Origin of the sequence: Imhoffiella purpurea (assembly GCF_000585215.1) — a bacterium.
Classification (GTDB): domain Bacteria; phylum Pseudomonadota; class Gammaproteobacteria; order Chromatiales; family Chromatiaceae; genus Imhoffiella; species Imhoffiella purpurea.
This window is the reverse complement of the sequence record NZ_AONC01000036.1, coordinates 37,996-57,646: the sequence shown is the minus strand read 5'-3', so window position 1 is coordinate 57,646 and position 19,651 is coordinate 37,996. Positions and strand designations below refer to the sequence as shown.

13 protein-coding genes are annotated in these 19,651 nt (G+C 68.8%); 7 read left to right on the top strand and 6 right to left on the bottom strand.

All coding sequences use genetic code 11. The annotated features are described in order from the left end of the window. Positions 1–121: 121 nt before the first annotated feature. From D779_RS12130 to D779_RS12120, 3 genes are all read right to left on the bottom strand, one after another. A complete protein-coding gene (locus D779_RS12130; protein WP_043754347.1) occupies positions 122–1,291 on the bottom strand; it encodes a 4Fe-4S dicluster domain-containing protein in 1,170 nt (389 codons plus the stop codon). A 131-nt stretch (positions 1,292–1,422) separates the two neighbouring features. Further along, complete coding sequence (locus tag D779_RS12125; protein ID WP_043754345.1) at positions 1,423–2,046, bottom strand: thioredoxin family protein; 624 nt, start codon at positions 2,044–2,046, stop codon at positions 1,423–1,425. 32 nt (positions 2,047–2,078) lie between these two features. After that, positions 2,079–4,367 (bottom strand): protein-disulfide reductase DsbD family protein, encoded by a 2,289-nt coding sequence (locus D779_RS12120; protein ID WP_232424172.1) that lies wholly within the window; start codon positions 4,365–4,367, stop codon positions 2,079–2,081. 218 nt (positions 4,368–4,585) lie between these two features. Here D779_RS12120 and katG point away from each other — a divergent pair, with 218 nt between their 5' ends. The 7 genes from katG to D779_RS12085 all read left to right on the top strand — a co-directional run bounded on the left by katG (position 4,586) and on the right by D779_RS12085 (position 15,489). Then, complete coding sequence (gene katG / locus D779_RS12115; RefSeq protein WP_043754344.1) at positions 4,586–6,760, top strand: catalase/peroxidase HPI; 2,175 nt, start codon at positions 4,586–4,588, stop codon at positions 6,758–6,760. A gap of 325 nt (positions 6,761–7,085) precedes the next feature. Then, a complete protein-coding gene (locus D779_RS12110) occupies positions 7,086–8,552 on the top strand; it encodes a TrkH family potassium uptake protein (protein ID WP_232424171.1) in 1,467 nt (488 codons plus the stop codon). A 46-nt stretch (positions 8,553–8,598) separates the two neighbouring features. After that, complete coding sequence (locus tag D779_RS12105; RefSeq protein ID WP_043754342.1) at positions 8,599–9,243, top strand: potassium channel family protein; 645 nt, start codon at positions 8,599–8,601, stop codon at positions 9,241–9,243. Positions 9,244–9,433: 190 nt separating this feature from the next. Further along, positions 9,434–9,721 carry a sll1863 family stress response protein gene (locus D779_RS12100; protein ID WP_043754340.1) on the top strand — a complete coding sequence of 96 codons (288 nt, stop codon included), beginning with the start codon at positions 9,434–9,436 and terminating at the stop codon, positions 9,719–9,721. Between the two features lie 84 nt (positions 9,722–9,805). Beyond that, on the top strand, positions 9,806–10,960 hold the full coding sequence (locus D779_RS12095; protein WP_052348087.1) for an efflux RND transporter periplasmic adaptor subunit: 1,155 nt from the start codon (positions 9,806–9,808) through the stop codon (positions 10,958–10,960). Continuing rightward, positions 10,957–14,079, top strand: coding sequence for an efflux RND transporter permease subunit (locus D779_RS12090; RefSeq protein ID WP_043754337.1), 3,123 nt, complete (start codon positions 10,957–10,959; stop codon positions 14,077–14,079). The genes D779_RS12095 and D779_RS12090 overlap by 4 nt, the downstream gene beginning before the upstream one ends. Positions 14,080–14,130: 51 nt before the next feature. Continuing rightward, a complete protein-coding gene (locus D779_RS12085) occupies positions 14,131–15,489 on the top strand; it encodes a class II fumarate hydratase (RefSeq protein WP_043754369.1) in 1,359 nt (452 codons plus the stop codon). A gap of 58 nt (positions 15,490–15,547) precedes the next feature. On the opposite strand, the gene D779_RS12080 is transcribed toward D779_RS12085, so the two are convergent. Genes D779_RS12080 through D779_RS12070 form a run of 3 tightly spaced genes read right to left on the bottom strand, consistent with a single transcriptional unit; the run spans position 15,548 to position 19,531 of the window. Continuing rightward, on the bottom strand, positions 15,548–17,263 hold the full coding sequence (locus D779_RS12080) for a thiamine pyrophosphate-dependent enzyme (RefSeq protein WP_043754336.1): 1,716 nt from the start codon (positions 17,261–17,263) through the stop codon (positions 15,548–15,550). Beyond that, complete coding sequence (locus D779_RS12075; RefSeq protein ID WP_043754334.1) at positions 17,260–18,924, bottom strand: FMN-binding glutamate synthase family protein; 1,665 nt, start codon at positions 18,922–18,924, stop codon at positions 17,260–17,262. The genes D779_RS12080 and D779_RS12075 overlap by 4 nt, the downstream gene beginning before the upstream one ends. 58 nt (positions 18,925–18,982) lie before the next feature. Continuing rightward, the gene (locus D779_RS12070) at positions 18,983–19,531 is read right to left on the bottom strand and encodes an NADPH-dependent FMN reductase (RefSeq protein ID WP_043754331.1); all 549 of its coding nucleotides are present in this window, start codon (positions 19,529–19,531) and stop codon (positions 18,983–18,985) included. Positions 19,532–19,651 lie beyond the last annotated feature (120 nt).

Sequence of the window (19,651 nt, the reverse complement as noted above, 5' to 3'; positions counted from 1 at the left end):
GCCACCGTGCAGACGAACGAGTCGACAGCGGGCGAGCCCGAAGACAGCTGGGGCCAGGATGTTCACCTTACGTGACCTTCAAAGCCCTGGTCACCGGGTCCTGCGATCATGGCGCTGGCCGTCATGACAGGAGACGTTTGGCCCGATCCACGACGAAGGGCCACAGCCGTCCCTTCTCCCAGAGGATGCGCGCGAACATCCGTCCCCGGTTCCTGGGCGGCCTGGGCCGACGCTCACGCTCGACCAGACGGATCGCACCCTGCTCGCAGACCGGAATGCAGGCTCCGCAGCCGAGACAGACGGCCGCATCGACCTCGGCGAAGCGATCCGGCTTGGGACGCGCGCGGGCCTCTGACGCGAGACCGATGCATTTGACGTTGCAGGCCCGGAGACAGGCGCCGCAGTAGTCGCATCGTTCCGGGTCGATCTCGGCCAGGAAGGGGGTCTTGGCGATCCCATCGGCGAATCCGAGCTGAACGCCCGCCATCAGCTCGCAACAGCAACGGCAGCAGTTGCAGAGAAAGGACGGCTGTTCGCGAACGTTGTCGGTGACATGGGTGAGCCCGAGCGAGCGTGCATACTCCAGTGTCTCCAGCATGCTCGTCTTGTCGCGCTCCTCGGCGAATCCGCGCCGGACCAGGAAGCGCGCGCCCTCGCCGAGCACCATGCAGATGTCCTCGACCGGCGCGCCCTTGCGGCAGGGTTCGCCCAGATGCTCCTTCTTGTGACGGCAGTAACAGAGGGTAACGGCGCAGAAATCGGCATCCAGGATGATGCGTCTGGCATCCTCGTAGGCCGTGATCCGCGAGCTGACGGGGATGTGCTCCTCATGCACCAGGGCGCGGGTGAGCTGGGTCGGGCTGCCGAAGAATTCGCCCATCTGTCCGTCCCGGCCCCGCTCCTCGAAATACTCGGACATGAGCCGTGCCAGTTCGGGCTGCGCCAGATCGGTCCGGCGGCGCATGAAGCTGAACTCCATGAAGCCGATCAGTCCGGGAACCAGCAGATAGTAGGTCGTGCCCGCGTAGGGCATGTCCATCACCAGCCCCTTGTCGGCCATCCTTTCGAGCACCGGCAACAGAGGCTCGGGCGCCATGCCGGTCAGTCCGGACAGCTCGTCCAGGGTGGCCTCGTGCAGCGGGAAGCGGGAGCCGACGAAGGCCTCGGTCTCGTCGAACAGAAGGGAGAGGATGCGGCGCAGCCGCTCGCTGTCCACCAGCCCGATGGGATAGCGGTTCAGCCGGTCGATCAGGTGCGTCAGCTCGGATTTGCTGCCTGCCAGATGGCCCATGTCTGCCGGTCTCGCGAAGAAATGCACCGAGGGCTCAAGGCCCGGGAATGCATTCTAGGTTACGCCCATTGGCCCAGTCGCTCACCCTCGGCGCTCCCGGCAGCAAGAATCGCTCGCGAACCGGAGCGATCTCAGTATTTCACCGAGCAGCCGTAGGGCCGCGTCACCGGGGTCGACACGGGCTTGCCTGCCGCCAGATCGGCCAGGGCCGCGCGAACGTAGTTGTGCGCACCCTCGACGTCCGCCGGATCGGTGGTCGGCCGGTCGTCGATGCCGCCCATGTAGACCAGGGTTCCGCTGCCGTCGACGACGAACATATGCGGGGTGGTGCTGGCGCCGTAGGCGCGGCCGATGGTCCCCTCGGGATCGAGCAGCACGGCCGTCGGGGCGGCACCGCGCTCCTCGGTCAGGACATCCGCCTCGGCGGGACTCAGGCTCCCCTGCTTGCCTGGCGCCGAGGAGATCACCGAGAGCCAGACCACGCCCTCGCCGGTCGCCTCGCGCTGCAGGGCCTGCATGTTGCCGCTGCCGTAATGCTTGCGGACGTAGGGGCAGTCGTGATTGGTCCATTCCAGCACCAGGGTCTTGCCGGAGAGATCGGACAGGCTCCAGGTCCGGCCCGAGGTGTCGGTCCCGCTGAAGTCCGGCGCCGGGGCGCCGACCTCCGGCTTGGCCAGTGCGGTAGCGGTCGCGAACACACCGATCAGGATCAGCGCGGCGGCGCGCGCGCCTTGCTTCAGGGTCGAACGAGACATGGCGATTCTCCTCGCTGGGTCGATGGAATGGATCAATGGCTGGGGATCGGCTCCGCAGAGCCGGCGACGACGTCCCGGACGATGCCCGGGGTCAGGATCTGGGGCAGCACCCGGGGCTCCCGTCCGGGCGCGTAATAGACGTAGAGCGGCACGCCGGTCCGGCCGAAGCCGGCGAGATATCGGGTGATCGACGGGTCCCGGTTGGTCCAGTCCCCCTTCAGATAGACCACCCCATGGGCGTCGAAGAGTTCGGCCGTCGCGGCGGTCACCAGCGCCACGCGCTCGTTGACCAGACAGGTGATGCACCAGGCGGCAGTCATGTTGACCAGCACGGGACGGCCCTCGGCGCGGATCTCGGCGAGACGCCCGGCCGAATAGGGTTCGGCGATCAGGGACATGCGACCCTCATCCGCATCCGCCCCGGATCGAACGGCGGACGTCTCCAAACCCTCGGTCGAGACCCCCAGCCACAGGGCCGCGACGAGCCCGACGAGGGCGGTCGCCGCCCCACCCCGCCGCAGCCGCGAGGACCCGAGCAAGGTGCGCTCCCGGACCCAGAGCCCGAACGCGAGCAGCAGCATGGCGGTCAGACCCAGCGCCAGCCCCTGCGGACCGGTCTGGACCGAGAGCACCCACAGCAGCCAGGCCGCGGCGGCGAACATGGGAAAGGCGAGCCCCTGCTTGAGGATCTCCATCCAGGGTCCGGGCCGCGGCAGTCGGCGCGCCAGCGCCGGGACCAGCGTCAATACCAGGAAGGGCAGTGCGAGCCCCAGCCCCAGGACCAGGATCACCGTCATGGCCTCGGACCAGTCGAGCGTCAGGGCATAGCCGAGCGCCGCCCCCATGAAGGGCGCGGTACAGGGTGCGGCGACCAGGGCGGCGAGCGCGCCCGTCCCGAAGGCCCCCGCGAGACCGCTCCCGGTCCGCCCGCCACCCAGGGCCATCAGCCGTGCGCCCAGGGTCACGACACCGGCCAGCGACAGCCCGATCACCAGGAAGAGATCCGCCATCAAGGCGACGAAGGACGGGGACTGGAGCTGGAAGCCCCAGCCGACGGCGGCCCCGCCGGCGCGCAATGCCAGCAGCAGGGCGCCCAGCAGCCCGAAGAACAGCAGCACCCCGCCTGTATAGGCGAGGCCGTGAAGCGCCCGCCGCCCTGCCCCCTCGTCCTGTCCGCTCGTCAGGCTCAGCGCCTTGATCGCCAGCACCGGGAAGACGCAGGGCATGAGGTTCAGGATGAGCCCACCGAGCAGGGCGAAAACCAGTGCGACCGGCAGGCTCAGCCCCTCGCCGCCCGTGGATCCGGTCGAGACCGGCGGGGAACCGCGCTCGGCGACGAGCGAGAAGGCCCGGGATCCGCCGTCAGGTCCAGCCACCACCAGGACACCCTCTGGGTCCGCCGTGGCGGCCATGGCGCCCGGAGTCAGATCCATCTCCAGCCGATTCCCGCCGATCCGCCAAGGCTGGTCCGCGGCATGCTCGATCAGCCCCCAGCTCCCGGCGAAGAACCAGACCGATACCGCCCCCCGAACGGGAAGCTGCGGATTCTCCGCCAGCGGAACGGACAACCCCAGTCCCCCATCCCCTTCGACGACGCGCGCGCCAAGAACCTCGCCCTCGGGCAAGGACGAACGCGCCACGTCGAAGAGGTCGGCGACCTCGGGATCCATGGGTCCAGGTGTCCCGGCGGTCTCCAGGGTCAGATCCAGGATGCCGGATTCGGGGATGCAATGCTCCTCGCACACCAGCCAATGGGCCTCGGCCCGGATGGGGACGGGCGTACCGGCCGGCCAGTCCGGCGGCACCGCGAGGGAGACCAGGTGGAGGGCCCGGCCCGAGTATCCGTAATTCGCCAGCGGACCGACCCGAATCAGCTCCGGATGCGGCCAGCGGATCTCGCTCGCCGTCACGCCATCGGGCAGAGTCCAGTCGATCCGGGGCGACTCGCCCGAATCGCCCGGATTGCGCCAGTAGGTATGCCATCCCGGCTGGATGTCGAGCACCAGCGCCAGGTCGACGCTGGTACCAGGTGCGATCCGGTCTCGCTCCGCGACCAGGCGGGCCGTCACATGCTCGGTCGTCACCTCGCTCGCCGCGGCGAGCAGGGGCAAGAGCAGCAGCGCCCACAAGAGACCTGCCCGGAGGCCCGTGGGCCGAACCGCGCGGCCCGTCCTGATGATCGAGTCTTGGAGCATCGCCATGCGGCGGTTATGGAGCCCATCGGCGGAAACTTCAAACAGGCGCTTGCCGAAACGGCGCGGGTGCAAGAGGAAATAGGACTTGCCGCTGCTCGCCAGCTCCTCTCCCGACGCAGGATCCAAGACGCAAGGTCGGTAGATTTCTTGCCGCTCCACAGGTCGAGATGACGCAAACCAGAAATCTCAACTATCGAAAATCATCAATCGATAGTCTTGGCCGTTCACCAGGATCCATCCAAACAATTATCAGAAACTATTGCAAAAACATACTCTATAGTCCTGATCGATGATCAGACGCGAGCGGCAACAGTCGCCCGAGATATCTACGACAGGAGAAAGCGATGAGTCACGATACGACGAAGACCGCCGGCACATGCCCAGTGATGCATGGCGGAAACACGGCCGCCGGATCCTCGGTCATGGAGTGGTGGCCGAACGCGCTGAATCTCGACATCCTGCATCAGCACGACACCAAGACCGACCCGATGGGACAGGCGTTCGACTATCGCAAGGCGGTCGAGACGCTCGACGTCGAGGCGCTGAAGCAGGATCTGAAGGCCCTCATGACCGACAGCCAGGACTGGTGGCCCGCAGACTGGGGTCATTACGGCGGTCTCATGATCCGCATGGCCTGGCACGCGGCGGGCAGCTACCGCATCGCCGACGGCCGCGGCGGCGCCGGGACGGGCAATCAGCGGTTCGCCCCGCTCAACAGCTGGCCGGACAACGTCAACCTGGACAAGGCGCGCCGCCTGCTGTGGCCGATCAAGAAAAAGTACGGCAACAAGATCAGCTGGGCCGATCTCATCATCCTCGCCGGCACCATGGCCTATGAGTCCATGGGGCTGAAGACCTTCGGCTACGCCTTCGGCCGCGAGGACATCTGGCATCCGGAGAAGGACACCTACTGGGGCTCGGAGAAGGAATGGCTGGCGACCAGCGACAGCCCGAACAGCCGCTACTCCGGCGAGCGCGATCTGGAGAATCCGCTGGCCGCCGTGATGATGGGTCTGATCTACGTCAATCCGGAAGGTGTCGACGGCAACCCGGATCCGCTGCGGACCGCCCACGACGTCCGCGTGACCTTCGAGCGCATGGCGATGAACGACGAGGAGACCGTCGCCCTGACCGCCGGCGGCCACACGGTCGGCAAGTGCCACGGCAACGGCGACGCCGCGCTCCTGGGACCGGATCCCGAAGGGGCCGACGTCGAGGACCAGGGGCTGGGCTGGATCAACAAGACCGCCCGCGGCATCGGCCGCGACGCAGTGACCAGCGGCATCGAGGGCGCCTGGACCACCCATCCGACTCAGTGGGACAACGGCTACTTCTACCTGCTGTTCAACTACGAGTGGGAGCTGAAGAAGAGTCCGGCCGGCGCCTGGCAGTGGGAGCCCATCGACATCGAGGAGGAGGACAAGCCGGTCGATGTGGAGGATTCCTCGATCCGCTACAACCCGATCATGACCGATGCCGACATGGCCATGAAGATGGACCCCACGTATCGGGCGATCGCCGAGCGCTTCTACAAGGACCCCGACGCCTTCGCGGACGCCTTCGCCCGGGCCTGGTTCAAGCTGACGCACCGCGACATGGGACCCAAGTCGCGCTACATCGGCCCCGACGTCCCCCAGGAGGACCTGATCTGGCAGGATCCGGTGCCCGTGGGCCCAACCGGCTACGACGTCGCGGCAGTCAAGGCCAAGATCGCCGCCAGCGGTCTGAGCGTCGCCGAGATGGTCGCGACCGCCTGGGACAGCGCCCGGACCTTCCGCGGCTCCGACATGCGCGGCGGCGCCAACGGCGCGCGCATCCGCCTGACCCCGCAGAGGGACTGGGAGGGCAACGAGCCCGAGCGTCTGGCCAAGGTCCTGGGTGTACTGGAGGGCATCGCGGCCGACTCGGGCGCGAGCGTCGCCGACGTCATCGTCCTGGCCGGCAATGTCGGGATCGAACAGGCGGCCAAGGCGGCCGGGGTCGAGGTCGAGGTTCCCTTCTCGCCCGGTCGCGGCGATGCCACGCAGGAGATGACGGACGCCGACTCCTTCGAGCCACTGGAGCCGATCCATGACGGCTACCGCAACTGGATGAAGAAGGACTACAACGTCAGTGCCGAGGAACTCATGCTCGACCGGACCCAGCTGATGGGTCTGACCGCACCCGAGATGACGGTTCTCGTCGGCGGTATGCGCGTGCTGGGGACCAACCACGGAGGGACCAGGCACGGCGTGCTCACCGATCGCGAGGGCGTGCTGACGAATGACTTCTTCGTCAACCTGACCGACATGGCCAACACCTGGAAGCCGGTGGCTAGGAATCTCTACGAGATCCGCGACCGCAAGACGGACGCGGTCAAATGGACGGCGACCCGGGTGGATCTGGTCTTCGGCTCGAACGCCATCTTGCGGGCCTATGCCGAGGTCTACGCCCAGGACGACAACCGGGAGAAGTTCGTCCGAGACTTCGTCGCGGCATGGACCAAGGTGATGGACGCCGACCGCTTCGATCTGGATTGATCCGCCATGACCGCCTCGCGCCGGAGGAATCCGGCGCGAGGAATGCTCAACCGAGCCCCGAGAACGGGGCTTATGCACCGCGACCCGGCCGATAGCCACCATCCGAACACACAGGATCGCCCCCTTCTTGCATGCCATGGCGCTACGGGCGGCCGGAGTCATCTGGCCTGCTCTTTGCCTGGAGCCCGAAACGATCGGAACACCGCCAACCGCGAGGAGAACGCCAATGAATCTCAGGACCGTCATGATCCATCCCGCGCCCCCTTTCCCACCAGCCCCGATCCTGCGGCCATAGATCGAGCAGGACATCGGAGGGACGGACAGGGTGAAAGGATCGGGCGCCAATGCCCTGATGCATGCCGCCAGGGTGCGGGTCGTGCTGGCGGTACTCGGAAAGCTCGCCCTGGTTCTGGCCGTCCTGGGCGCCGTCCCCGCGATCGTCGCGGGAGCGACGGGCGAGATGGCGATGTTCCAGCGGCTGCTGGCCGTCAGTCTCGCGCTCGCCCTGCTGGGAGCCCCGCTCTCCCGGCTCGGCACGCCCAGCACCATTCAGTGGAACGAGGCGCTCGCGGTCACCGGGCTCGCCTTCACGCTCGCCGCGGCGGTCATGGTGTGGCCGTTGACCAGCGCCGGGATGAGCCCCCTGGACGCCTGGTTCGAGACCGTCTCGGCCATCACCACCACGGGTTTGTCCATGCTGACCGACCTGGAGGAGCGACCGGCGGCCGTCCTCTTCCTGCGCGCCTGGATGCAGTGGTACGGGGGGCTGGGGATCGCCGCCATGACGGTCGCGCTCATCATGCGCCATCACGCCAGCGCCCGGCGGCTGCTCGAGACCACGGGAGAAACCCTGACCGAATCCGGGGCGCGCGAGCATGCGCGGACCGTCTTCATGGTCTATCTGCTGCTGACCCTCGCCGCCATCGCGGCCGTCACGGCTACCGGTCTCGCCCCTTTCGAGGCCACGCTCTACGCACTGTCAGCGGTGGCAACCGGAGGCTTCGCGCCCCATGACGACAGCCTCGCCTCGCTGCCCGGATCGAGCATGGCGGCGATCAGTCTCTTCTGCCTCCTGGGCGCGATCAGCCTGCCGCTCTACGGACGGGCGGTCAGACGCGGCCCGGGGGTTATCTTCCGGGACCCCGAGTTTCGGGCGCTCGTCCTGGTCGTGCTGGCGACGACCGCCCTGCTGGCCCTGAGCGCCGTCCTCCTGGACGGCACGCACGAGTTGGAGGCGCTGGGCACCGGGGCCGTGCTGGCCGTCTCCGCGCAGACCGACACCGGATTCAGCCCGGTCCAGCTGTCCTCGCTGTCCCCGGCCGCCCAGGTCGTGCTCATGGTCTCCATGACGCTCGGCGGATGCACCGGATCCACGGCCGGCGGCCTCAAGCTGATCCGGCTCCTGATCCTGCTGCGGCTCATCCAGGTCGCGCTCTGGCGCACCGCGGCACCGGATCGCGCGGTGTTCGACGTGCGCATCGGCGGAGAGCGGGTCGAATCCTCCGTCCTCTCCGGCGCTCTGGTGCTGCTGGGGCTCTGGACGGTCGTGGTGCTGGTGTCCTGGATGGCCTTCCTCTTCGCCGGCCAGCCACCCATGCCGAGCCTGTTCGAGGTCGTGTCGGCGACCGCCAATGCGGGCCTGTCCGTCGGACTGACCGGAACCGAGCTGCCGCCCGCGCTCAAGGCGATCCTGTCGCTCGACATGCTGTTCGGACGCGTCGAGGTGCTCGCCCTGCTGGTCGTCCTCTATCCGCCGACCTGGATCGGGCGACGCCAGGACATCGACCATTGAAGCCCCGTCGCGCGACGGGCCGGACACCAGACCAGGAGACAACCCCATGAGAACCGTCTTCGTCGGAACCAGCTCACTATCCCTCTCCACGGCCGAACTCCTTTTGGAGGAGGGCCATCAGGTGGTCATCATCGAGCGCGACCGCGACCGGATCGAGATGCTCGCGGACCGCCTGGACGCCGGATTCATCCACGGCGACGGCACCTCGCCGGACGTGCTCAAGGACGCCGAGCCCGAGAACACCGACATGCTCTTCTGTCTGCTCGACAGCGACCAGGCGAACATCCTCGCCGGACTGATCGGCCGCTCGCTCGGCTTCGCCCGCATCGTCCCCCGCGTCAACGACCCGCAGTTCCAGCGCATCTGCGTCGAACTCGGACTCGACGAGAGCGTGATGCCCAACCGCGCGGTCGCCTCGCACCTCAAGGACCTGCTGGCCGGCGAGCGGTCGCTCGAGCTCTCGTCCGTCATCCGCGGCGAGGGTGCCGTCTTCAGCGCCATCGCCGGTGAGCAGGACGCAGGACCCATCGAGGATCTGCCGCTGCCCGACCGAGCGCGGATCGTCTGTCTCTATCGCGACGAGACCTTCATGCTCCCGGAGCCGGACATGCGCCTGGAGGAAGGCGACGAGCTGATTCTGATCGCCCACGAATCCGCGCTCGACGGACTCCAGGAACGCTGGGGCGGATGAGCATCCTCGACGCACCCCTCGAACGCACGCCGACAGGTGCTTTTAGCCCATCCGGCGGTTGATTCACACCATCGAGCCCGAGCGGACACCCTTCTCGCCGACTGCCCGCCGCCCATCCAGGACACCCAAGCATCTGGCCTGGTCCTTGCGTTACCCCGAAGTACCTTCAACACACCGAGGAGCACGCCAAATGACCGAACGCGAGGCCTATGTCGAAGGGCTGAAATCGAAGCTGGACCAATGGGATGCGGAGATCGACAAGCTCGAGACCAAGGTGGACGTCGTGAGCGCCGATGCCAAGGCCCAATACGTCGAGTACCTAGCAACGCTGAAGGAACAGCGGGACGAGGCATCCTCCCGCCTCGAGGAATTGCGTGATTCGAGCGGCGATGCCTGGCAGGAGATGCGCGATGGCGCGGAACGCGCGGCGAACGCCCTGACCGAGTCGCTGAAGTCCGCGAAGTCCAAGCTCCATTGAATGTCGGGAACCCATGGAGACACGCGAATGAACTTGAATCGTCTGGCCGCCTGAGGCCGGATTTCCTGCGGACGATCGATTCCCATGCAGCCGACACCCCAACGCATCCTGGCATCCATCGCCCTCGTCCTGCTCGCCGCAGGTTCGATCTGGCTCATCTGGATCGACCCCGGCGGTCTCGGCCCCCTGACCCAGGCAGCCGAGACCGAGGAGAAATCCGAATCCGCCCCGGACGGATCCGAGCGAGAGGAAACGGACGGCGCTTCGCGCCCTCCCCCGCTCGTCGAGGTCGCCGAGGCGCGCCGAGCCGAGGTGCGCCAACGTCTCTCGACCACGGGTACGCTGATCGCCTCCGAGAAGGTGACCCTGACCACCGAGGCATCGGGTCGCGTCGTCGCGGTCGGCTTCGAGGACGGCGACCGCGTCCGCCGCGGTCAGGTCCTGCTCGAGCTCGAGCGCACCCGGGGCCGCGCCGAGGTGCGGCGCGCCGAGGCCAGCCTCGAGGAGCGCCGGCGGGAACTCGCCAGACTGCGGGAACTGCGCGCCCAGGATTTCGTCTCCGAGGACGAGCTGGAGTCCGCGACGACGGCGATGGAGCACGCCGAGGCCAGCCTCACCGTCGCCCGCGACCAGCTCGACGACCGCTCGCTCAAGGCCCCCTTCGAGGGCGTCGTGGGACGCCGTCTCGTCAGCCCGGGGGCCGTCGTCGAGCCCGGCACGCCGGTGACCGAACTGGTCCAGCTCGATCCGCTGGACGTGCTGCTCGACATCCCGGGCTCGGACGCCGCGCGAGCCCGCGTCGGTCTGCACGTCGAGGTCGAAACCCCGGCCTACCCGGACCGGACCTTCTCGGGCAAGGTGACCTACGTCGGGACCCAGGTCGAGGAGAGCACCCGCAGCCTCCCGCTGGAGGCGCGCATCGACAATCACGAGGGGCTACTGAGGCCCGGCATGCTGGCGGTCGTCGCGCTGCTGCTCGAGCCCGTCCCTGTGATCCAGGTTCCGGAGGCCGCGATCCTGGCCCGAGGCCCGAGCCAGCGCGTCTACGTGGTCGACGACAGCGGACGGGTCGAGCGGCGCATCGTCGAGACCAGCCTGCGCCGCAACGGCTGGGTCGGCATCGCCTCCGGCGTCGAGGCCGGCGAGTCCGTCGTCACCGAGGGGCTCGGGATGCTGCGCGACGGGATGCGGGTGCGCGTCAAGGACGCCGATGAGCCCCAGGGGGACGAGGCATCATGAAGATCACGACCCTGGCCGTCACCCGGCCGGTCGCGACCACGGTGCTGGCGCTCCTGCTCATGGTGCTCGGCGCCGCCGCCCTGCTCGACCTGCCGGTGCGCGAATACCCGGACATCGACGACCCGAGCGTCACCGTCACCGTGGTCTATCCGGGCGCCTCGGCCTCGGTCGTCCAGCGCGAGGTCTCGGAGCCGGTCGAGGAGGTCCTCAGCGGCATCGACGGGGTGCGGCGAATCCGCTCGAGCTCGCGCGACGGACGCGCCCGGATCGAGGTGCAGTTCTCGCTCGACCGCAACCTGGACCTCGCGGCGGCCGATGTGCGCGACCGGGTCTCGACCATCCGCAACGAGCTGCCGGACCAGGCCGAGGCCCCCGAGATCGCCCAGCGCTCACTCGAATCCCAGGTCAGCATGTGGCTGGTGCTCACCAGCGATGCACTGGACCGGCTCGATCTGTCCGATTTCGCGGACCGGGTCCTCGTCGACCCGCTCTCGACCGTGCCCGGCGTCTCGACCGTCCTCTTCGGCGGCGAGCGCCGCTATGCCATGCGCGTGCGTCTCGACCTCGACGCCCTGGCGTCCCACGGACTGACCGTGCTCGACGTGGAGCGCGCCCTGCGCGAGCGCAACATCGAGCTTCCCGCCGGGCGTCTGGTCTCGGAAACCCGGGAGCTGACGCTGCGCACCATGACCGAGCTCGAACGCCCCGAGTCCTTCCGGGACCTGATCCTGCGCGACGAGGGCGGGACCCAGATCCGGCTCGGCCAGGTCGCCGAGGTCTCCCACGGACCCGAGGTCGACCGCACCTCGGCCCGCCTCGACGGCCAGGAGGCCATCGGTCTGGGCGTGGTGCGCCAGTCGGGCAGCAATCTGGTCGCCGTGTCCCAGGCCGTGCGCGAGCGGCTCGAAGGACTGGAGTCGCGCATTCCAGACGACGTGAACGTCGAGATCGCCTACGACGCCTCGGTCTTCGTGGAGGCGTCGATCCACCAGATCGTCCGCACCCTGGTGATCACCATCGCCCTGGTCGTCGCCGTGGTCTTCTTCGCGCTCGGCTCCTGGCGCGCCACCCTGGTGCCGGCCGCCACCATCCCGGCCTCCGCCATCGGCGCCTTCATCCTGCTCTATCTGTTCGGCTTCTCGATCAACGTGCTGACGCTGCTCGCGCTCATCCTGGCCATCGGGATGCTGGTCGACGACGCCATCGTCGTCAGCGAGAACGTCTTCCGCTACTCGGAGCGCGGCAAGCCGCGCCTGCTGGCCGCGGACCTGGGCGCCTCCGAGGTGGTCTTCGCCGTCCTCTCGACCACCGCCGTGCTGCTGGCCGTCATCGCGCCACTGGCGCTGCTCTCGGGCGACGCCGGGCGCCTCTTCTCCGAGTTCGCCGCCGGACTGGGGGGGGCGCTCGGGATCTCCAGCCTCATGGCCCTGACGCTCGGCGTGACCGTCGCCTCCAAGCTGATCGATGCCGGACGCATCCGCGAGACGCGGCTCTACCGGACGGTCTCGTCCGGGATCGACGCCGGGGGCCGCGGCTACCAGAGGATCCTGCGGCGGCTGGTGGCCGCGCGCTGGCTGGTGGCGATCCTGGCGCTGCTGGTCATGGCCGGGACCTGGTGGCTCTATCGCGAGCTGCCCCGCGAGCTGTCCCCGCGCGAGGACCGCGGCAGCGTCTTCATCCCGGTCGCCGCCCCCGAGGGCGCAACCATGAAGCACATGCTCGGGGTCATGAAGGACATCGAGTCCGTGCTCCTGCCCCTGACCGGCGAGGATGGCCCCGCCGAGCACGTCATCGGCCTGATCGCCCCCCGCAGCGCGGGCCAGGGTCCGGTCAATTCGGGCATCGTCATCCTGCGTCTGAAGGACTGGTCGGAGCGCGAGCGGAGCCAGTTCGAGGTCACGGCCTCGCTGCTCCCCAAGCTCGGGGCCATCACGGGCGCCCAGGTGTTCGCCATCAACCCGCCGAGCCTGGCGGCCTCGGGCTTCGAGCAGCCGGTCCAGATGGCCATCACCGGGGACGACCTCGACCAGGTCAACGAATGGGCGCAGCAGGTGCTCGCGCGCGCCCGCCAGCTGCCCGGGCTCGAACAGGCGCGGCTCGACTATCAGCCGACCAGCCCTCAGCTCCAGATCCGGGTCGACCGCGACCGGGCCGCGGCACTGGGCGTGCCCATCGCCGAGATCGGACGGACCCTGCAGATCCTCATGGGCGGACAAGACGTCACGGACTTCTCGATCGACGCCGAGACCTACGAGGTCATGGTCCGGGCACAGCCGGAAGACCGCTCCGACCCCGAGGATCTGAGCCGGGTCCAGGTCCGCGCCGAGGACGGATCGCTGGTCTCGCTCGGCGGACTCGTCGAGACGCGCCTGATCGGGCGCGCCTCGGAGCTGATCCGCGTCGACCGTCTGCCGGCCATCACGCTCGAGGGCTCGCTCGCCGACGGCGCCGCGCTCGGCGACGTGCTCGACGCCCTGGAGCGCGAGGCGCGCGAGCTGCTGCCGGCCACGGCCCACATCCGCTTCCTCGGGGTCAGCGAGGACTACCAGCGTTCCGGCCGGGCCTTCGTCTACGCCTTCGGCCTGGCCATGGTGATCGTCTTCCTGGTGCTCGCGGCCCAGTTCGAGAGCTTCGTCCAGCCGATCGTGCTGCTGGCCGGGGTGCCCCTGGCCCTGTTCGGCGCGCTGGCGGCGCTCTGGCTCGGCGGCGGCTCGATCAATCTCTACAGCCAGATCGGCTTCATCCTGGCGATCGGGCTCATGGCCAAGAACGCCATCCTGCTGGTGGAGTTCGTCAACCAGCTCCGCGACCGCGGTCGCGAGATCCGGCCCGCGCTGGAGGAGGCGGCCCGGGTGCGCTTCCGGCCCATCATGATGACCTCCGTGGCCACCCTCTTCGGCGCCCTCCCCCTGGCCCTGGCCACGGGGCCCGGCGCCGAGACGCGCCGCATCCTCGGCCTGGTGATCATCGGTGGCGTCGTCGCGGCCACCCTGCTGACCCTGCTGCTCGTCCCCGTGCTCTACCTGCTGCTCGCGGGCGCCAGCCGACCCCGCGCCGGACTCGCGCGCGAGCTCGAACGCCAGCGCCGGTCGGACGGGGATCCCGAGCCCGAGACCTGATGGAAAGCCAGGCGCGACCATCGGCCCTTCCCCATGCGCATCGGAACCGAGATGAAGTCACCAGATCCAGCGAAGAACGAACAGGAACCGCTCTACGGCGAGCAGACCCGGCTCGCGGTCCGCAACTTCCGCATCGGCGGCCGGCCGCTCCCCGGGGCCTTCATTCGCGCCCTGGGGGCGATCAAGGCGACGGCCGCGCGTGTCAACGGGGCGCTCGGCGTCCTGGATCCGGATCTGGCCGAGGCCATCGCCGAGGCGGGGGACGCGATCGCCGAGGGCCGCCACCCGGACCAGTTCCCGGTCGACGTCTACCAGACCGGCTCGGGCACCAGCAGCAACATGAACGCCAACGAGGTCATCGCCGAGCTGGCCTGCCGCCGGCTCGGTCGTCCGGTGCACCCGAACGACCATGTCAACCGCGGACAAAGCAGCAACGACGTCATCCCGACGGCCATCCACCTCAGCTCGGCCCTGGCCCTGAGGGAACTCGTCGAGCGCCTCGCCGCGCTCCAGGAGGCCATCGAGACCCGCGCGCAAGCGCTCGAATCGGTGGTCAAGACGGGCCGCACCCATCTGATGGACGCGGTGCCCGTGACCTTCGGACAGGAGCTGTCGGGCTGGGCGGCCCAGATCGCCGCGGACATCGAGCGCCTGGACGACGTGGAGCGGCGTCTGCTGCGGCTCGCGCAGGGCGGAACGGCCGTCGGCAGCGGACTCAACACCCATCCGGAGTTCGCCGAGCGCTTCGCCGCGCGGCTCGCCGAGCGGACCGGCCTGGACTTCCGCCCGGCGCCCGACGCCTTCGCGGCCATCTCGGCCCAGGACACGGCCGTCGAGCTGAGCGGCCAGCTGCGCGTGACCGCCACCAGCCTGCTCAAGATCGCCACCGATCTGCGCTGGATGAACAGCGGCCCGGTCGCCGGTCTCGGCGAGATCCGGCTGCCCGAACTGCAGCCCGGCAGCAGCATCATGCCGGGCAAGGTCAATCCCGTGATCCCGGAGGCCGTCTCCATGGCCTGCACCCAGGTCGTGGGTCTTGACGCCGCCATCGCCCTCGCCGGTCAGGACACCCGATTCCAGCTCGCGACCATGCTCCCGCTCATCGCATCCGACCTGCTGGAGCAGATCCATCTGCTGTGCGGATCGGCCGAGGCGCTGGAGACGCAGGCCATCGCCCGCTTCGAGGTCGACACCGAGACCCTGGGCCAGCGGGCACGTTCCAACGCCATGCTGGCGACGGCCCTGACGCCGCGCATCGGCTACGACCGGGCCGTCGAGATCGCCCGCGCCGCGAACGCCCAGAACCGCGAGGTGATCGCGGTGGCGCGCGAGATGACCGAGCTGTCCGATCCGGAGCTCGAGGCGCTGCTCGACCCGAGGCGCATGACGCATGGGAAGGACGAACGATGACGGACTCCCCAACGGCCTGACCGGCGCTGGACTCCGACGACCGCTCGTCGCATCCCGCCTATCGCACGAAATTGTCCTTCAGCAGATCGACCACCTCGTCGGTGCGTCCGTTGAGCACCGCCTTGAGACCGAACAGCGCGGTCGAGGCGACCTGGCCGGCCTCCACCTTGGGCGGCATGACCAGCTCGAAGCGGTTCACGGCGACATCCAGCAGGGCCGGACCCTCGTGCGCCAGCCACGAGGCGAGCGCCTCCTCCAGGCGATCCGCGCGCTCGACGCGGTCCCCGTAGAGACCGCAGGCCTCGGCCATCTTGCCGAAGTCCGGGTTCTTCAGCTCGGTGTAGGCGTCGAGCAGACCCTCGACGCGCTGCTCCATCTCGACGAAGCCCAGGGAGCCGTTGTTGAAGACGAGCAGCTTCACCGGAAGCCGTTCCTGCACCAGCGTCAGCAGGTCGCCCATCAGCATGGTCATGCCGCCGTCGCCGCACAGGGCGATCACCTGCCGGTCCGGATAGGCCTTCTGGATGCCGATGGCCTGCGGATAGGCGTTGGCCATGGTCCCGTGCAGGAGACTGGTCAGGAAGCGCCGCTGACCGTTGGCGCTCAGATGGCGCAGCAGCCAGACCATCGGCGAGCCCCCATCGGCCGTGAAGATGGCGTCCGGGGCGGCGAGCCGGTCCAGCGCCTGGGTCAGCTGCTGCGGATGGACGAGGTTCGGATCCTTCACGGCGCCGCGCGCCCGGTAGTCGTCCTGGTCCTGCCGCCAGCGGTCCAGCGCCCGCTCCAGATGCGTCCCGTCGCGGCGGGGCGCGACCCGCTCGGTCAGCGCCTCGAGCGTCGCCCCCACGTCGCCGACCACGCCGATGTCGACCGGGGTGCGCCGCCCCAGACGCGTCGGGTCGATGTCGATCTGGATGATCCGCGCCGCGTCCGGATAGAACTGGGTGTAGGCGAAATCGGTGCCCAGGGTCAGCAGCAGATCGCAATCGGCGACCGCCTCCATGCCGGCGCGATTGCCCAGGATGCCGGTCATGCCGACGTTGAACGGATTGTCCGGCTCGACGAACTCCTTGGCGCGCGTCGTATGGACGATCGGGGCCTTGATCCGGTCGGCGAATGCGATCAGCCGGTCGTGCGCGCCGCGCGCACCGATGCCGACGTAGAGGGTGGTGCGTGCGGCGACGTCGACGGCCTCGGCGATGGCCGTGAGCTCCGGTTCCGAGGGCAGGGTCACCGGAGCGGCGCGATTCACGCGCCAGGGCAACGCGTCGTGGCAGGTCTCCTGCAGCAGATCGCCGTTGACGATCAGCACCGCGACGCCCCGCCGCGCCAGCGCGGCCTGGGCCGCCTGCACGGCGATGCGGCGTGCCTGATCCGGGTGCGCGATCCGCTCGCAGAACACCGAGCATTGCTCGTAGAGCCGCTTCTGATCGACCTCCTGGGGAAAGCCCAGCCCTTCCTCGCTCCGGTCGACGTTCGAGGCGATCAGCACCACAGGGGCGCCGTTGCGGTGGCTCTCGAAGATGCCGTTCAGGAAGTGCAGACTGCCCGGACCGCAGGTGCCGGCACAGGCGGCCAGCTCGCCCGTCATGTAGGACTCGCCCCCGGCGGCCAGACCGCCGGCCTCCTCGTGGCGCACATGCACCCACTCCAGCTCGGAGCGGCGCACCGCGTCGGTGAAATGGTTGATGGTGTCGCCGACGATCCCGTAGCAGCGCCGCGCGCCGGCCTGCAGCAGGGTGTCGACGATGGTCTCGGATACGCTCGTGCTCATGTGAACAGCCCCGTGTTGCGTTCGTCGATGGAGACGCGCCGCTCGGTCAGATCGATCCGGGGCGCGAAGGTGTCTGGATCGGCCGCCTCCCAGAATTCGGCATACTGGGTGCTCTGCGGATCCTCGAGCAGGATCCCTTCGGGGAGAAAGTGCTGGAGCTCGTCCAGCGGCTTGGCCTCCGCGGGGCCGGTGCGGATCGCCAGATGGTGCGGCTGCAGATCCGCGGGATGGGTCAGGCCGCACGCGGCCGTGATGCCGACGAGCGCCTCGATGGTCTTGCGGTGGAAGCGGGCCGCGCGCTCGCCCTGCACCCCGGGCACCAGCCCGGCCTGGCGCCAGGGATCCTGGGTCGCGACCCCGGTCGGACAGGTTCCCAGATGGCAGCGCTTGGACTGGATACAGCCGACCGAGAACATGAAGGCCCGCGCGGCATTGCACCAGTCGGCCCCCACGGCCAGGTTGTGGGCGATGCCCATGCCGGAATAGACCTTGCCGCTGGCGGCGAGACGGACATGGCGGCGCAGTCCGCTGCCCTCCAGGGCGTTGCGCACCACCGCCAGCCCCTCCTTCAGCGGCATGCCGACCCAGTCCGAGAGCTCCAGGGGCGCCGCGCCGGTGCCGCCCTCGGCGCCGTCGACGATGATGAAGTCGAGCCGGATGCCCGTCTTCAGCATCGCCTTCATCAGCGCCATGACCTCGTGCGGCTGGCCGACGCAGAGCTTGATCCCCACCGGCTTGCCGCCGGACAGATCGCGCATGCGGGCCGCGAATTCCAGCAGCCCGACCGGGGTGGAGAAGGCGGAGTGGCCGCGCGGCGAGAGACAGTCGCGGTGCGCCGGGACCTGACGGACCGCGGCGATCTCATCGGTGACCTTGGCCGCGGGCAGCAGGCCGCCGTGTCCGGGCTTGGCGCCCTGTGACAGTTTGATCTCGGTCATCCGGACCGACTCCCGCTGGGCCTTGTCGCGGAAGGACTCGGGATCGAACCGGCCCTGACGGTCGCGCGCGCCGAAATACCCGGAGCCGAGCTCCCAGACCAGGTCGCCGCCGTGCCGGAGGTGGTAGTCGGAGAGACCGCCCTCCCCGGTGTCCTGATAGAAGCCGCCCTTGGCGGCCCCGAGATTCAAGGCCTCGATCGCCCGGGCCGACAGGGCCCCGAAGCTCATCGCCGAGACGTTCAGCAGCGAGGCCTCGTAGGGCTGGCGGCATTGATCGCCGCCGACGCGCACCCGGGGATCGGTGTCCGGATCCGCGACCGGGGCGATCGAGTGCGACACCCAGACATAGCCGTCCGCGTCCATCGCGCGCTCGGAGCCGAAGGGGTGCGTATCCGTATCGCCCTTGGCCCGCGCCTTGACCAGGTTGCGAGCCTCGAAGCTGAGCGGGGTCCCTTCCAGATCGTCCTCGACGATGTACTGGCGCAGGAACGGCCGCAGCCGGTAGCCGAGGAAGCGAATGTGACCGGCGACCGGGTAATTGCGGATCACCGCGTTGCCGTTCTGGAGGACGTCGATCAGCCCGAGCAGCAGCAGGAAGGCGCTCAGGGTGTAGATCGTCAGCGCGACACCCGAGTCAGGCGCCAGGAGCGCGGCCAGGAGGCTCGCGAGCAGGGCCAGCAGCGGGACCATGGCGCGTATCGCGGCGTGCAGGAATTGGGTCATGTGGGACGGCTCGTCGGGTGGGGTGGAGTCTCTTCGTTGCGGTGCATCCAAGGAGACCCTAACGGCCGTGTGCGATCACCCAGTCGAGGAAACCTCGAAGATAGGGCTCGAGACGTGCGAGAGCCGCCTCGTCCTGCAGCACACCCTGGTCGTCGAATGCATTCTGGGCCATGGGCAGGAGGAAGTCCGGCGAGGGATAGACGGGGGTCAGCGTGGCCGCCAGCACGTCGCGCAGATGCGCCTGTGCCCTGGCGCCGCCGACCGCGCTCATGGACGCGCTCAGGATGCCGGCCGGCCTGTTGGCCAGCACGGAGGCATAGGCCGGGCGCGAGGCCCAGTCGATCGCGTTCTTGAGCACACCCGGGATGCTGTAGTTGTACTCGGGCGTCGCGAACAGCAGGGCCTGGGACGATGCGATCGCCTCCAGCAGCGTCCGGACGGGCTCGGGCTTCACCTCCCCGTCCAGCGACGCGTCGTAGAGCGGGATCGCGGACAGATCGTGGATCTCCAAGCGGATGCCGTCCCCGAGCCGCTGCCCGGCGATCCTCAGCAAGGCGCCGTTGTAGGAACCGGCTCTGAGACTGCCACTGATACCCAATACCTTCATGACCCAAGGCCTCCTATCGTTCGACGAATGCAACAGGTTTCGAGTTGGACCCAGTCGGGCGGAATGTCACCCGCCCCTCGGCCACGCGCCCCGGAAGCCGTGCCCGGGACGGTTGATGGA